Origin of the sequence: Nonomuraea roseola (assembly GCF_039535395.1) — a bacterium.
Taxonomy (GTDB): domain Bacteria; phylum Actinomycetota; class Actinomycetes; order Streptosporangiales; family Streptosporangiaceae; genus Nonomuraea; species Nonomuraea roseola.
The window spans coordinates 774,236-788,616 of the sequence record NZ_BAAAXC010000014.1 but is presented as its reverse complement, the minus strand read 5'-3'; the positions used below and the strand labels follow the sequence as shown (position 1 = coordinate 788,616).

At 70.6% G+C, this 14,381-nt stretch carries 12 protein-coding genes; 9 read left to right on the top strand and 3 right to left on the bottom strand.

Annotated features, from left to right (window positions below):
* Positions 1-25: 25 nt before the first annotated feature.
* The 4 genes from ABFX55_RS22125 (at position 26) to ABFX55_RS22110 (ending at position 4,911) form a co-directional block, all read left to right on the top strand.
* Complete coding sequence (locus tag ABFX55_RS22125) at positions 26-835, top strand: siderophore-interacting protein (RefSeq protein ID WP_346123831.1); 810 nt, start codon at positions 26-28, stop codon at positions 833-835.
* A 209-nt stretch (positions 836-1,044) separates the two neighbouring features.
* Positions 1,045-2,553: a serine/threonine-protein kinase gene (locus tag ABFX55_RS22120; protein WP_346123829.1), complete on the top strand. Its 1,509-nt coding sequence runs from the start codon at positions 1,045-1,047 to the stop codon at positions 2,551-2,553.
* Positions 2,554-2,660: 107 nt separating this feature from the next.
* A complete protein-coding gene (locus tag ABFX55_RS22115) occupies positions 2,661-4,415 on the top strand; it encodes a PKD domain-containing protein (RefSeq protein WP_346123827.1) in 1,755 nt (584 codons plus the stop codon).
* A 40-nt stretch (positions 4,416-4,455) separates the two neighbouring features.
* Complete coding sequence (locus ABFX55_RS22110; protein WP_346123825.1) at positions 4,456-4,911, top strand: hypothetical protein; 456 nt, start codon at positions 4,456-4,458, stop codon at positions 4,909-4,911.
* Between the two features lie 42 nt (positions 4,912-4,953).
* Here the strand turns inward: ABFX55_RS22110 and ABFX55_RS22105 are convergent, their stop codons facing one another.
* Together ABFX55_RS22105 and aceA are read right to left on the bottom strand one after the other, a co-directional pair.
* Complete coding sequence (locus ABFX55_RS22105; protein WP_346123823.1) at positions 4,954-6,162, bottom strand: MFS transporter; 1,209 nt, start codon at positions 6,160-6,162, stop codon at positions 4,954-4,956.
* Positions 6,163-6,298: 136 nt separating this feature from the next.
* Entirely contained in the window at positions 6,299-7,582 is a 1,284-nt protein-coding gene (gene aceA, locus ABFX55_RS22100) for an isocitrate lyase (protein WP_346123821.1), read from the bottom strand.
* 216 nt (positions 7,583-7,798) lie between these two features.
* Between aceA and ABFX55_RS22095 the strand changes: the two genes are divergently transcribed.
* The 3 genes from ABFX55_RS22095 (at position 7,799) to ABFX55_RS22085 (ending at position 10,904) form a co-directional block, all read left to right on the top strand.
* A complete protein-coding gene (locus ABFX55_RS22095; protein WP_379478988.1) occupies positions 7,799-9,271 on the top strand; it encodes a helix-turn-helix domain-containing protein in 1,473 nt (490 codons plus the stop codon).
* Between the two features lie 91 nt (positions 9,272-9,362).
* On the top strand, positions 9,363-10,298 hold the full coding sequence (locus ABFX55_RS22090; RefSeq protein ID WP_346123819.1) for a glucosyl-3-phosphoglycerate synthase: 936 nt from the start codon (positions 9,363-9,365) through the stop codon (positions 10,296-10,298).
* Positions 10,299-10,904 carry a class I SAM-dependent methyltransferase gene (locus ABFX55_RS22085; protein ID WP_346123817.1) on the top strand — a complete coding sequence of 202 codons (606 nt, stop codon included), beginning with the start codon at positions 10,299-10,301 and terminating at the stop codon, positions 10,902-10,904.
* A 103-nt stretch (positions 10,905-11,007) separates the two neighbouring features.
* Here the strand turns inward: ABFX55_RS22085 and ABFX55_RS22080 are convergent, their stop codons facing one another.
* A complete protein-coding gene (locus tag ABFX55_RS22080; protein WP_183645573.1) occupies positions 11,008-11,604 on the bottom strand; it encodes a TetR/AcrR family transcriptional regulator in 597 nt (198 codons plus the stop codon).
* Positions 11,605-11,672: 68 nt separating this feature from the next.
* On the opposite strand from ABFX55_RS22080, the gene ABFX55_RS22075 reads away from it, so the two are divergent.
* Together ABFX55_RS22075 and ABFX55_RS22070 are read left to right on the top strand one after the other, a co-directional pair.
* Entirely contained in the window at positions 11,673-12,866 is a 1,194-nt protein-coding gene (locus ABFX55_RS22075; protein ID WP_346123815.1) for an MFS transporter, read from the top strand.
* A 289-nt stretch (positions 12,867-13,155) separates the two neighbouring features.
* Positions 13,156-14,367: an acyl-CoA dehydrogenase family protein gene (locus ABFX55_RS22070; RefSeq protein WP_346123813.1), complete on the top strand. Its 1,212-nt coding sequence runs from the start codon at positions 13,156-13,158 to the stop codon at positions 14,365-14,367.
* Positions 14,368-14,381: the final 14 nt, after the last annotated feature.

The following is a 14,381-nucleotide window of genomic DNA, read 5'->3' as shown; positions in this document are numbered from 1 at the left end:
GACCTAACTACGCTGGAGGGGTTCGATGACGGAACATCGTGGTGTCGTGCTGCGCACGGAGCGGCTCACGCCGCACATGGTCCGCGTGGTGTTCGGCGGCGAGGGGTTGGCGCGGTTCGCCACCGAGGGGCTGACCGACCACTACGTGAAGCTGGTCTTCCCTCACGAGGGCGTGGACCACCCGACGCCCTTCACCATGGCGGGCTGCAGGGAGAGCATGCCGCGCGAGCACTGGCCGAGGCTGCGCACCTACACCGTGCGCGCGTGGGATCCGGCCGCTCTCGAGTTGACGATCGACTTCGTGGTGCACGGCGACGAGGGCCTGGCGGGACCGTGGGCCGAGGCGGCGCGTCCCGGTGACGAGCTGTACCTGATCGGCCCCGGCGGCGGCTACGCGCCGAGCCCCGACGCAGACTGGCACCTGCTCGCCGGTGACGAGAGCGCGCTGCCGGCGATCGCCGCCTCGCTGGAGGCGCTGCCGAGCGGTGCGACCGCGCGTGTCTTCATCGAGGTCGAGGGCCCCGAGGAGGAGCAGAAGCTGGACGTGCCCGTCGTCTACGTGCACAGGGAGGGCGGGGCCAGGGGCGACAGGCTCGTCGAGGCGGTGCGCGGGCTGGACTTCCCCTCGGGCAGGGTGCACGCCTTCGTCCACGGCGAGGCCGCGTGCGTCAAGGAACTGCGCCGCTTCCTGCGGGTGGAGAAGGAGATCCCGCTAGACCAGCTGTCGATCTCGGGCTACTGGCGCCTGGGCGTCGACGACGAGGGCTGGCGCTCGGTCAAGAAGGACTGGAACCGCCAGGTCGAGGCGGAGGAGTCGGCGGCTCTGACGACCTGACGCCCCTGCCGTCACACCAGACCCGCAAAAGCCCTCATACCACAGCATTTACTAGCTTCGGAGGAAGATTCGCCTTACCTTCGATACCCCTTGTGACACTCCCGGCGAAAAGCCTCACCCTGCCCGGACACAGTGTGCAGTGACTGTGCCCCTAAGCAGGAGAGGCGAGGTCCCGGATGGCACGTGGATCGAGCGGTATGCCGGCAGGCGTGCGGCCGCTGACGGTGGGCGACCCGGTGATCATCGGCAGGTACCTGTTGCTCGGCCGTCTGGGGACCGGTGGCATGGGCGTGGTCTACCTGGCCGAGCATCCCCGCGGCGGGCTGGTGGCGCTGAAGACGCCGCACGCCGTCCACCTCAGCGACCCCACGCTCCGCGCCAGGTTCGCCGAGGAGGTGAGGTTCTCCCGCCGCGTGGTGCCCTTCTGCACCGCCGCGGTGATCGAGGACGGCACCGACCGCGACCGCCCCTACCTGGTCTGCGAGTACATCCAGGGCCCCGCGCTGTCCCAGGTCGTGGTGGCCCGCGGCCCTCTCACCCCCGACCTCGCCTACGGCGTCGCGCTCGGGGTGGCCGCCGCACTGGTCGCGGTGCACGACGCGGGCCTGGTCCACCGTGACCTCAAGCCGGGCAACGTGCTGCTGTCGCCCGAAGGGCCGCGGGTCATCGACTTCGGCATCGCCCGCGACGTCGACACCGTCGCCGTGCACACCCAGGCCGGGCAGGTCATGGGCAGCCCCGGCTGGGTGGCGCCCGAACGGCTGACCGGCGGGCCCGCGGTGCCGGGCTCTGACGTGTTCGCCTGGGGCTGCCTGATCGCCTTCGCCGCCACCGGCCACCACCCGTTCGGCACCGGCGAGCCCGACGTGCTGACCCGCCGCATCATGCTGGAGCCGCCGCGGGTGGAAGGGGTGCCCGCGCTGCTGCGTCCGGCCGTGGAGGCCGCGCTGGCCAAGGATCCGGCCGAGCGGCCCAAGGCGGCCGACCTGTTGCGCGCGCTGCTGGCCGCGGGCGGAGTCGGCGATCCGTGGGACCTGAGGGCGGCGGTCGGCAGGGTGCTGGGCGAGATCTGGTCGCCGGTGCCGTATCCGCCGGGAGCTGGCAGGGTGCGCCTGGCGCAGGCGGCGCCCGAGCCCGAGCGGACCGAGCCGCGTCGCCGCCGCGCCAAGGCCGGCGCCCACCTGTCGCACGCCAGCTTCGCGGCGCTGGCGACCGTCTCGATCGCGGCGCTGACGGTGGCCGCGGCCAGCGGCGGAGGCGTACGGCTCGACGGCGCCACCCAGCCGCCTGAGAGCGCGCCCTACGTCATGCCGAACGGCACGGCCAGGTCGACGATCAACCCGGGCACGCCCACGGAGGACACGGTGCAGCCGCCGCCCGCCGGCCCCTCGGTCACCCCGACGGTCGTCGTCACCCACACCAGGACGGTCGGCCCTTCCACGTTGCTGCCCGCCAGGACCAAGACGCAGGGGGTCACCTGGCCCGAGCACCACGGCAGGCCGCCGGACGTGCCCGGCAACGGCGACCCAGGCGACTGCGTGAACCCGGCGGGCAAGAGGCGCGGCAACCGCGACTGCCCTCAGCCCTCCTCCGGCATCACCACGATCCCGCAGGAGGGGCCCGGCGAAGAGCCGGGGCCGTCGTCCTCGGTAAGCGTCACACCGACCGACCAGGGCTCACCGTCCGCCACGGAGCAGCCGTCGAGCTCAGGAAAGTGAACAAACCGCGGCAAAGCGGTTGATGTGATGCGGGTGGACTGCCGAGTTTCCTGTGTCCATAGATGCGGGTGGGTTTCCGGTGTTTCTTCGCTGGTCAGCCTCTTTGTGTGAAACGTGCAGATCGCAGCCGTACCGTACGGCTGGCCATGGTGTCCTCTCTCGCCCTCGCCTGCGCCCAGCTTCCTCAGGCCGCCGCCGCGGTCGCGGCGCCCACGGCGACCTGCGCCTTTCCCGCCAGGCACCTGACGCTCGACCGGGGCGCGGTCCTGGCGCTGGAGGTGAGCCTCGCCGGCACCGGCGAGGCCGACGCCACCTTCACCGCGGCGATGCGCGCCAACGACCTGTTCGGCGCCGCGCACACCGTCCTCACCCGCACGGTCGGCGCGGGACAGGGCGCCGAGCCGACCGCCCACCTGGCCACCACCGCGGCCCGTTTCGGCACCGCCGAGGTCACCGTGGACATCACCTCGTCGGCCACGGGCGCCACCGTGCTGGGCTCCTGCACGACCAGGCTCACGATCAGCCCCGACACCGACGGCGACGGCCTGCTCGACGCGTGGGAGACCCAGGGGATCGACGGCGACGGCGACGGCGTGGCCGATCTCGTGCTCACGGGTGCCGACCCCCGGCGCAGGGACATCTACCTCGAGATCGACCACATGACCGCTCACGCGCTGCGGCCCGAGGCCCGTCAGGACGTCGTCGCCGCCTTCGCGAACGCCCCGCTGGCCAACCCGGACGGCAGCAACGGCATCACCCTGCACATCGACGAGGACGAGGAGATCGCCCACCAGGACGACCTGACCACCTGGGCCGGCTTCGACGCCGTCAAGTCCGCCTCGTTCGGCACCGCCGCCCAGCGCCAGGACCCCAAGGCGCTGGCCGCCAAGCGGCTGGTCTACCACTATGCGCTCTTCGCCCACCAGCACGACAACGGCACCTCGTCAGGGCGGGCCGAGATCCACGGCGACGACATCCTGGTGACGCTGGGCGCGGACACGTGGGGGTTGAACGACGAGGGAACCCACCACGTGGGCAGCAGAAGGCAGCAGGCGGGCACGCTCATGCACGAACTCGGCCACAACCTCGGCCTCCTGCACGGCGGCGACAGCGACGTCAACTGCAAGCCGAACTACATCAGCGTCATGAGCTACGCCTTCCAGACCGGCTACATCCCGCAGGTCGGCGGAGGACGCAAGCTCGACTACTCCACCCAGGCGCTCAGGCCGCTCGAGGAGCCGCGGCTGCTGGAGAGGGACGGCGTAGGCGACGCGGGGCAGAACGTCACCTACTGGAGCTCCGACGGCGGGGCGGGCGGCTGGAGCAGTGGCCAGGCCAACGCCGGCCTCGACTGGGACGAGGACGGCGCGCAGGATCCCGATCCGGTGTCCGTGGACGTCAACAACCTGGGCATCTCCGGCTGTGGCCCCAGCGCAGGCCAGACGCTCACGGGCTACGACGATTGGCAGCGCCTCGACCTCAACTTCCGCGACGACGCCGACTCCGGCAGAGGCCCGCACGCGCCGGCCCCCTCCGAGCTGACGGGGGAGAGCGCCAGCAGGATCGAGGACCAGATCGCGGCCGCGCTCGCGCCCAGGGCGGAGGCCGGGGGACCCTACGTCACGCAGGGCAAGGCGGCCGTCACCTTCCAGGGCTCGGCCAGGGACCCCGACTCGTCCGAGCTCACCTTCGCGTGGGACTTCGGCGACGGCACGGTCGGCACGGGCGCCACGCCGTCCCACACCTACGGCGGCGAGGGCACCTTCACCGTGACCGTCACGGTGACCGACTCCAGCGGCCTGTCCGGTAAGGACAGCGCCACGGTCACGGTCGGAGGCGCCGTGTGGGCCGGCTCCTCCTGAACGCGATCAGCGTGGGGCGAACACCGCGATCGGCGGCATAATGCCGCTCGTGGAACTTGCCATCGACCCGGATCGTCAGGTGAAGTCTCTCGCCTGCGACTGCTGCGAGACCCCGTTCGACCGGGTGACGGGGTTCATCAACAACGAGAACGGCGCCTACGCGATCTACTTCGCCTCCTGCTACCACCATGACGGCGTCCACGACGCGTGGATCGACGTCATCATGGACGACCACTGGGACGCGGACGCGCCGGCCACCCGTCCAGGGGCAGGGCGCGTCACGTTCGGCTGCAGGGTCGGGCCGGTGGAGGGGCATGACGGCGTCGCCTGCTCCCTGGTCGGCGCCGCGCGGCTCGCCGCCGACATCCCGCTGTACGGGCGCAAGCTGTCCAGGGACGAGGCCCTCGACCACCCCTGGCTGGTGGCCTACTGGGACACCGTCGACCACATCCTCGAGAACGATCCGACGGTGAGCGCGCACCTGTACGGCGTCTGAGACGGCGGGCGTCGCCGCTGGAGCGGTGTGATGGACGGACGGTCAGCGGTGACCGGAGTGGGCTTCGGGGTGCTTGCCGTACCGGAGGGACAGCGCGCCCGCCGCGCAGACCAGCAGCGCCCCCGACCAGACTATGGAGGCGGCGACGCCGGTCACCTCGGCGACCAGGCTGCCCGCGACGACCCCCGCGATCGTGAAGTTCACCATGACGGCGTTGAGCAGGGCCACGCCGCGCCCGCGCAGCTCCTCGGGCAGGTCGCGCAGCAGCGTGTTGGCGACGGGCACCTGGAACAGCCCCGAGCCGAGCCCGGTCAGCAGGCACCACAGCCCGATCACCGCCAGGTGGCCGCTCCACTGGACGGGGGCGAGCGCGAGCAGCGACAGCCCGAACACCACGATCGAGGCCGTCAGCAGGCGGTCGGGATAGCGTCGCAGCAGCGCGGGGCCGATCAGGGCGCCGAGGATGGAGCCGCCGCCGAACAGCGCCTGGGCCAGGCCGTAGGAGAGCGCGGGCAGCTCGAAGACGGTCAGCAGCTGGGCGTTGAAGTTCGTGGTGAACAGGCCGAGCACGAGCATGGCGGGAACCAGGAAGACCGCCAGCCGGCGCAGCGACGCCACCCCGAGCACGCCGCGCACCCCCGCCCGAAGCGCCCCCCAGTACGGCTCGCGCGCCCCCGCGGGCAGCTCGCGCAGCACGGCCATGCTGCCCAGCAGCGCGGCGGAGAGCAGGAAGGTCGCCGCGTCGATCATGAGCACCACCGGCACGCTGCCGACCGCGACCAGCAGACCGCCGAGCGCGGGCCCGAGCAGGTTGATCGTGTGGCTGGTGCTCTGGAACAGCGCGACCGCCGACGGGATGCTGTGCCGTCCGACGATCTTGGGAATGGCGGCGATGCGGGCGGTCTCGAAGAAGGCCTTGCCGACGCCCTCGAGGAAGATCAGGACGAGCAGCAACCACGCCGAGCCCAGCGCGGGGATCATCGCCAGCACGATGAGCACCCTGGCCAGATCGGAGCCGATCAGCAGCACCCGCTTGGGCAGCCGGTCGGTCACCGGTCCCACGAAGGCGCCGAGCACGCCCGAGGGCAGCAGCTGGGCGACGATCACCAGCGCGATCAGTACGACGGGGGCGTCGGTCAGCGTCGCGGCGACGTAGATGAGAGTGACCCTGGTGATCGCGTCGCCCAGGAACGACACGACGACGGCCAGCCAGTACCGGAGATAGACACGATCCCTCAGCAGTTCGAGCACTCGTGGGAGCTTAGGCCGCTGAAGGGCGGATACGGCCAGAAATCACCCAGAGCGGAAAAGCCCCGGTTCCGCGGGCGCGCGGAACCGGGGCTGTCGCCGGGGAACCCTCCCATGCCCTAGGAGGAATCGGCGAGTCTCAGTGGGCGAACTGCTCCTCCTCAGTGGAGCCCTTGAGCGCCGTGGTCGAGGAGTCGGGGGCGATCGCGGTGCTGACCAGGTCGAAGTAGCCGGTGCCGACCTCGCGCTGGTGCCTGGTGGCGGTGTAGCCGCGCTGCTCGGCGGCGAACTCGGCCTCCTGCAGCTCCACGTAGGCGGTCATGCCGTCGGAGGCGTAGCCCTGGGCGAGGTTGAACATCGAGTAGTTCAGCGAGTGGAAGCCGGCCAGCGTGATGAACTGGAACTTGTAGCCCATGTGCCCGAGCTCGCGCTGGAACTTGGCGATCGTGGAGTCGTCCAGGTGCTGCTTCCAGTTGAAGGAGGGCGAGCAGTTGTAGGCGAGCATCTGGTCGGGGTACTTCGCCTTGATGGCCTCGGCGAACTCGCGGGCCACGTCCAGGTCGGGCGTGGAGGTCTCCATCCACAGCAGGTCGGAGTAGGGGGCGTAGGACAGGCCGCGGTCGATGCAGGCCTCGACGCCGTTGCGCACCCTGTAGAAGCCCTCGGCGGTACGGTCACCGGTGGTGAAGCGCTGGTCGCGGGGGTCGACGTCGCTGGTCAGGAGCGTCGCGGCCTGGGCGTCGGTCCGCGCGATGATCAGTGAGGGGACGCCTGCCACGTCGGCCGCGAGGCGGGCCGCGTTGAGGGTCTTGATGTGCTGGCCTGTCGGGATCAGCACCTTGCCGCCGAGGTGGCCGCACTTCTTCTCCGAGGCGAGCTGGTCCTCCCAGTGCACGCCCGCGGCGCCGGCCGCGATCATGCCCTTCATCAGCTCGAAGGCGTTCAGCACGCCGCCGAAGCCGGCTTCGGCGTCGGCCACGATCGGGGCCAGCCAGTGGGTGTCGTCGGACCCCTCCGACCAGGTGATCTGGTCGGCGCGCAGCAGCGCGTTGTTGATGCGGCGCACGACGGCAGGGACCGAGTTGGCCGGGTACAGCGACTGGTCGGGGTAGGTCTGCCCGCCGAGGTTGGCGTCGGCGGCCACCTGCCAGCCGGACAGGTAGATCGCCTTCAGCCCCGCCTTCACCTGTTGCACGGCCTGGTTGCCGGTCAGCGCGCCGAGTGCGTGGACGTAGTCCTCGGTGTGCAGCAGCTTCCACAGGCGCTCGGCGCCGAGGCGGGCAAGGGTGTGCTCCTCCTGGACGCTGCCGCGCAGGCGGATGACGTCCTCGGCGGTGTAGGTGCGCTCGGTGCCCTGCCAGCGAGCGTCGCTCTCCCACTCGCGCTGCAGCTGCTCAGCGGCTCCCTTGAGGCGATCGTTCATTTTTCACTCCTTTGTCGTCCCCTGGGTGCTTGTTCCGAGTCTGTGCCCGGGATCGAGGAGTCAACAGGCTTGATCTTGCAGAAGAATCGTGAAATTTCTGCTCACAATGATACTCACCGGTATTCAACGCGGAAGAAATTGCGAGTTTTCACTATGGACTAGACCAATCGAGCGGCGCTCTGGAAGATGCGGGGATTTTTCGTTTAGGATCCCGACATGGCCCCCTTGCTAGGCGAAGAACCGCTCTCTTTGACGCAGGAGCTCGATCTCATCGCTTTCGGTCAAAGGCTGCGCCACCTGCGCAAGCAGCGCGGCCTGACCCTCTCCGACCTGGGAGGACGGGTCAGCAGGGCGCCCAGCCAGCTCTCCCTGCTCGAGAACGGCAAGCGCGAGCCCAAGCTGTCGCTGTTGAAATCGCTGGCCACCGCGCTCAACGTGCCGGTCGAGGAGCTGCTGCGCCGCCAGCCCCCCAACCGCCGCGCCCAACTGGAGATCGCGCTCGAGGAGGCCCAGCGCGACCCCATCTACACCAGCCTGGGCCTGCCGCGGCTGAAGGTCTCCGCCCGCGTGCCCAACGACGTCCTCGAACACATCCTCGGCCTGTACGGCGAGTTGCGCGCCAGGCAGGCCCGTGGCACCGCCACCCCCGAGGAGGCGAGGGCGGCCAACGCCGAACTGCGCCGCAGGCAGCGGGAACGGGGCAACTACTTCCCCGACATCGAGAAGGCCGCCGCGGAGGCCCTGGCCGCCGTGGGCTACCGGGCGGGCGCGCTGTCCCAGAGCACCGTCCAGGCCCTCGTCACCCACTTCGGCTACACCGTGCACACCGTGCAGGACCTGCCGCGCTCCGTCCGCTCCATCACCGACCTGCGCAACCGCCGCATCTACGTCAAGCACGAGCAGCTCGGCATGCACTCCCCTCGCACGATCCTGCTGCAGACCCTCGGGCACCTCGCGCTCGGCCACGACAAGCCGCGCGACTTCGCCGACTTCCTCCTGCAGCGCACCGAGGCCAACTACTTCGCCGCCGCCGTCCTGGTGCCCGAGCGCACCGCCGCGCAGTTCCTCCAGGAGGCCAAGCAGGACCGCGCCCTGTCGGTGGAGGACCTGCGCGACGTCTACGCCGTCTCCTACGAGATGGCCGCCCACCGCTTCACCAACCTGGCCACCCACCACCTCGACCTGGTCTGCCACTTCGTCCGCAACGACGCGGGCGGCACCATCTACAAGGCCTACGAGAACGACGGCATCGTCTTCCCCGCCGACGAGCAGGGCGCCATCGAGGGGCAGCGGATGTGCCTGCAGTGGTCGGGGCGCCAGGTCTTCCTCTCGCCCGACCGCTTCTCGGTCTTCTACCAGTACTCCGACTCGCCGACCGGCACCTACTTCTGCGTCGCGCACGTCGACCCCTCCCGCGAGCGGGACTTCGCGATCACGCTGGGCGTGCCGTACAGGGAGTCGCGCTGGTTCAGGGGGAGGGAGACGACGAACAGGACCCGTTCCAACTGCCCCACGGGCGACTGCTGCCGCCGCCCTCCGACCGAGCTGGCCCAGCGGTGGGAGGGATACGCCTGGCCGTCGGCGCGGGCCAACTCCCACGTGCTGGCCGCGCTGCCGCCGGGCTCGTTCCCCGGCGTGGACGAGGCGGACGTCTACACCTTCCTCGAACGTCACGCCGCCCAGGCGTAGCGGGCCTTCCCCTCCGGGCCCACCCCTCCGGTGGCTCGCCGTACAGGCGACTCTAAGCTGATGAATGGTGAATTCGACGGGGGAGGGGCTCGTGCTGCCTGAGGTGGAGGCGTGGTTGCGCGGCCGTACGTCCTCGGCCGACGACTGGCCCCTTCCCGCGCTGCTCGAGCGCAAGGGCGCCACCACCGTCAGCGTCGTCCTGCCGGCCCGCGACGAACGGGCGACCATCGGCACGATCATCCGGGTGATCAGACGGGAGCTGCGCGGCCTGGTCGACGAGGTCGTGGTGATCGACTCCCGCTCCTCCGACGACACGGCCGCGGTGGCCGCGCGAGCGGGGGCGGCGGTCCACGCCCAGGACGAGATCCTGCCGGAGCTCAAGCCGCTCGACGGCAAGGGTGAGGCGCTGTGGAAGTCGCTGGCCGTGACCTCGGGCGAGCTGGTCGTCTTCGTCGACTCCGACCTCAGGGACTTCCGCGCCTCCATGGTGACGGGCCTGCTAGGACCGCTCCTCGACGATCCCTCTGTCGTGTACGTGAAGGGCTGCTACGACCGGCCGCTCCTCGGCGCCCCCACCGGCGGCGGCAGGGTGACCGAGCTCGTGGCCAGGCCCCTGATCAACCTGCACTGGCCGCAGCTGGCCGGCTTCGTCCAGCCGCTGGCGGGGGAGTACGCGGGCCGCCGCTCAGCCCTGGAGCGCGTCCCCTTCATCACCGGCTACGGCGTCGAGATCGGGCTGCTGATCGACCTGCTCGAGATGGCCGGCCTCGACGCGCTGGCCCAGGTCGACCTCGGCTCGCGCGAGCACTCACCGCAGTCGACAGAGGCGCTCGGCGCGATGGCGGGGCAGATCATGCTGGCCGTCTGGTCCCGCCTCGAACGGCAGGGCAAGATGATCCCGCTGCACGAGCCGTCCGCCAGGCTCTCGCAGTTCAGCCGCGCGGGGAGCGGCCACAAGGTGACGACCAGGGACGTCTCGATCGCCGAGCGTCCTCCGATGATCACGATGGCGGGTAATCTCCGGTAGATGAGCAGATGGAACGACCTCACCGGTGGCACCTCGGGCAAGGAGTACGCCGGCAGGTTCGAGGCGCTGGCCGCCACCGGCAAGGACGTCCACGGCGAGGCCCGCCTGTGCGCCGCGCTCGTCCCGCCGGGCTCGCGCGTCCTTGACGCGGGATGCGGCACAGGCAGGGTCGCGATCTGGCTGGCCGAGCAGGGCTACGACGTCACGGGCGCCGACCTCGACCCTTCCATGCTCGACGTCGCCCGCGCCAAGGCCCCCGGCCTCACCTGGATCGAGTCTGACCTGGCCGACCTCGACCTCGACGACGCCTTCGACCTCGTCGTCGCGGCGGGCAACGTGATCCCGCTGCTGGCCGAGGGCGCCGAGTCGCGCGCCGTCTCACGCCTGGCGCGCACGCTGAGGCCTGACGGCCTGCTGGTCGCCGGGTTCGGGCTGGACGCCGCGCACCTGCCGGTGCCGCCGAGCGTCACCCTCGCCGACTACGACGCCTGGTGCGAGGCCGCGGGGCTGGTGCTGGAGCGTCGCCTGGCCACCTGGGACGGCCGGCCGTACGACGACGGGGGCTACGCGGTCAGCATCCACCGCCGCCCTTCTTCCCCGCTCTAACGGTCTGCCCTGCCCTGCTCCAGCTGTCAGCTCTGCCCTGCCCTGCCCTGCTCTGACGGCTGGCTCTGCCCTGCCCTGCTCTGACGGTCGGCTGTGCCCGGCTCTAGCGGTCGGCGGGTGCGGCCGGCGCGCCGGCCTCGATCGCCGCGGCGACGAAGGCCGCCACCTGGTCGCGTCCCGCCTCGGCGTCGGCGAAGTCGTCGCCCAGCATGATGCGCCCGAGCTGCGGCATCATCGACGGCCACAGCGCGAGCCCGGTGAGCGTGTAGAGCAGCCTGGCGATCTCGGGCGAGACCTCCCTGCCGAGCCCTCGTGCCAGTGACTCGGCCTTCTTCCCGCACCGCTCCGCGCGCGCCTCGAAGCCGGGCAGGTCGGGGCCGCGAAAGTTCAGCGCCTCCCACATCAGCAGCCGTACCAGCTGGGGGTGCTCACGGTAGTAGTCGGTCAGCTTGGCGACGTACTCGACCGGGTCGCTCGGCATCGCGATCTGCTCGGTGAGGTCGTTGATCGCGTCGGTGACCACCGCGTCGAAGAGCATCTCCTTCGTGCCGAAGTGACCGTAGATGCGCTCCTTGTTGACGCCCGCTCGTTCGGCGATGCGGTCCACGCGCGCTCCGGCCAGGCCGTAGGCGGCGAACTCCTCCCCTGCGGCCTTCAGCAGAGCGGCCCGGGTGGCGGCGGTCGAGTCCTTCGTAGCCATGGTCGGCATTCTATCGGGACCAACTAGTTGGTTGACGTCCAACTAGTTGGTTGGCTACTGTCCGACCCATGAGTACCGCGACCTTGAGCCGTCCCGCCCCCGTGGCGCCCGCATTCGCGCCCACCTTGACCGTCTTCGTCCTGACCGCGTTGCTCGTCAGCGGCCAGCTGTACGTCGTGATCCCGCTCCTGCCCGACATGGCGGTCGGCTGGCACACCGATCCAGGCGCACTCACCTGGCTGGTCACCGCCTTCGCCATCGGCTACGCCGTCGGATTCCTGCTGTTCGGACCGCTGTCCGACCGCATCGGCAGGCGCAGGCTCCTCATGCTCGGCATGCCCCTCGCCGCCGTGGCCACCGCGCTCGTGGCGATCAGCTCGGATCCTGGCGTGGCCATCGCGCTACGACTGGTCCAGGGGGTGGCGGTGGCGACCTTCCCGCCCGCCGGCATGGCCTACCTGGGAGAGTCCGTCGAACCCCGCCGCAGAGTCGTCGCCATCAGCGCGATCACCGGCGCCTTCCTGGCCTCGGCCGTCCTGCTGCAGGTCGCGGGTCAACTCCTGGTCGGCTCCGTCGGCTGGCGCGGACTGTTCGTCCTGTCCGCGATCGGGCTCACGCTGGCCTGGCTCGGCCTGCGGGCCGTCATGTCGCCCGACCGGCCGCGCGAGCAGCGCGGCTCGCTCATGGCGACCTACAGGGTCGTGCCCTCGCTGCTGGCCAACCCCGCTCTGGCGCTGCGCTACCTGGCCGTGCTCGTCCTGCTCGGCGGCTTCGTCGCCGTCTACACCGGGCTTCAGCTGTCCGGCGTCGTGACCTCCTCCGGCGAGCTGCTCGGCCTCAGGGCCAGCGGACTGCCGTCGATCCTGCTGATCCCGCTGCTCACGCCCTGGCTGGCCCGCCTGTCGGCACCGGTCCGCGCGACCGTCTTCCTGCTTCTTGGCGCCTTCACCCTGGCCGTCACCGGCGCGACGGGTCCTGGCGCGGTCGGCCTGGCGCTGCTGCTCGCCCTCTACGTCGCCGCGATCACCGCGGGCCTTCCCGCGCTCAACGAGTCGATCGCCTCGCTCGCCGAGGGCTCACGCGGCACCGCGCTGGCGCTGTTCTCCTTCTTCCTGGCCGTCGGCAGCAGCCTCGGCCCGCTCGCTGCGGCCGCGTTCTCCCGCTTCGACCTGCTCATGTACGGCCTGGCGGGCGTCATGATCGTGGGCGCACTGGCCGTCCTCGTGTCGACCCGACTGGCGGCAGGAGGCCGCCGGGTGTGAGCTCGGCTTGGAAGGTGTCGAGCCGACTGCCAGCACGGAGGCCGACGGGTGAGCGCCATCTCGGAGGCGTCCTTCAGCAGGCGGGAGACCTGCGCGAGCTCGCCCGCGGCCACCCTGATCCCCGGCCGTCCTCGGCCATGGTGCCGGTGACGGTGGTCAGGTTCCCTGTCAGGGTCGCCGCGGGTGGCGGGTTCGGGACGGCGGCGGGTAGAGTCGGCCCTGTTACCACCGGTAACGCCATGATTTTGGGCATACCGGGATAAAGGACCACGTAAGCGGGAGTGGCGGGATGACCGGCTTCTGTCCAGAACTCAGCGACGACGTCATCGATGTGCGGAAATGGGTGCACGAGTTCGCCCGCGACGTCATCCGCCCAGCAGGCGCCGAATGGGACGAACGCGAAGAGACCCCCTGGCCGGTCATCCAGGAAGCCGCCAAGATCGGCCTCTACTCTCTCGACTTCTTCGCCACCCAGTGGTTCGAGGAGAGCGGGCTGGCCCTGCCCGTGGCGTTCGAGGAGATCTTCTGGGGCGACGCGGGCATCGGACTGTCCATCGTCGGCACCGGCCTCGCCGCCGCCGCCCTGTCCTCCGGCGGCACGCCCGAGCAGATGGGGGAGTGGCTGCCCCAGATGTTCGGCACCCCCGACGACGTCAAGCTCGGCGCCTTCTGCGCCTCCGAGCCCGACGCGGGATCGGACGTGGGCGCCATCCGCACGCGTGCCGTACGGAACGCCTCAGGAGACTGGATCCTCAACGGCGTGAAGACCTGGGCCACCAACGGCGGCATCGCCAACGTCCACGTCGTGGTCGCCTCGGTCGATCCGGAGCTCGGCACCCGCGGGCAGGCCTCGTTCGTCGTCCCGCCCGGCACCCCCGGGCTGTCCATGGGCCAGAAGTTCCGCAAGCACGGCATCCGCGCCTCGCACACCGCCGAGGTGGTCCTCGACAACGTACGGCTGCCCGCCTCCTGCCTGCTCGGCGGCCAGGACAAGCTCGACGCCCGCCTGGCACGCGTACGGAACGGGGAGAGGGCGGGGGAGCAGGCCGCCATGCGCACCTTCGAGACCACCCGCCCTTCGGTGGCCGCCATGGCGGTGGGGATCGCCCGCGCCGGCTTCGAGTACGCCCGCGACTACGCCCGCGAACGCGAGCAGTTCGGCAGGAAGATCGGCGAGAACCAGGCGATCGCGTTCCTGCTGGCAGACATGGCCACCCGGGTGGACATGGCCAGGCTGCTGACGTGGAGGGCGGCGTGGATGGCGCGCAACGGAAGGGCGTTCGACCAGGCGGAGGGTTCTATGTGCAAGCTGGTGGCGGGGGAGACGGCGGTGTGGGTGACGGAACAGGCGATCCAGATCCTGGGCGGGGCGGGATACACCCGGGAACACCCGGTGGAGCGCTTCCATCGCGACGCCAAGATCTACACCATCTTCGAGGGCACCTCGGAGATCCAGCGCCTGATCATCGGCCGCGCGGTCACCGGCCTGCCCGTTCGTTGATCAAAGTCCAGCGA

Excerpts from the sequence above, each read along its gene's own strand:
- ABFX55_RS22095 (WP_379478988.1), top strand. The coding sequence starts at position 7,799 with ATGGCCCCCTTGCTAGGCGAAGAACCGCTCTCTTTGACGCAGGAGCTC.
- aceA (WP_346123821.1), bottom strand. The coding sequence starts at position 7,582 with ATGAACGATCGCCTCAAGGGAGCCGCTGAGCAGCTGCAGCGCGAGTGG.
- ABFX55_RS22080 (WP_183645573.1), bottom strand. The coding sequence starts at position 11,604 with ATGGCTACGAAGGACTCGACCGCCGCCACCCGGGCCGCTCTGCTGAAG.
- ABFX55_RS22110 (WP_346123825.1), top strand. The coding sequence starts at position 4,456 with ATGCCGCTCGTGGAACTTGCCATCGACCCGGATCGTCAGGTGAAGTCT.
- ABFX55_RS22125 (WP_346123831.1), top strand. The coding sequence starts at position 26 with ATGACGGAACATCGTGGTGTCGTGCTGCGCACGGAGCGGCTCACGCCG.
- ABFX55_RS22085 (WP_346123817.1), top strand. The coding sequence starts at position 10,299 with ATGAGCAGATGGAACGACCTCACCGGTGGCACCTCGGGCAAGGAGTAC.
- ABFX55_RS22075 (WP_346123815.1), top strand. The coding sequence starts at position 11,673 with ATGAGTACCGCGACCTTGAGCCGTCCCGCCCCCGTGGCGCCCGCATTC.
- ABFX55_RS22070 (WP_346123813.1), top strand. The coding sequence starts at position 13,156 with ATGACCGGCTTCTGTCCAGAACTCAGCGACGACGTCATCGATGTGCGG.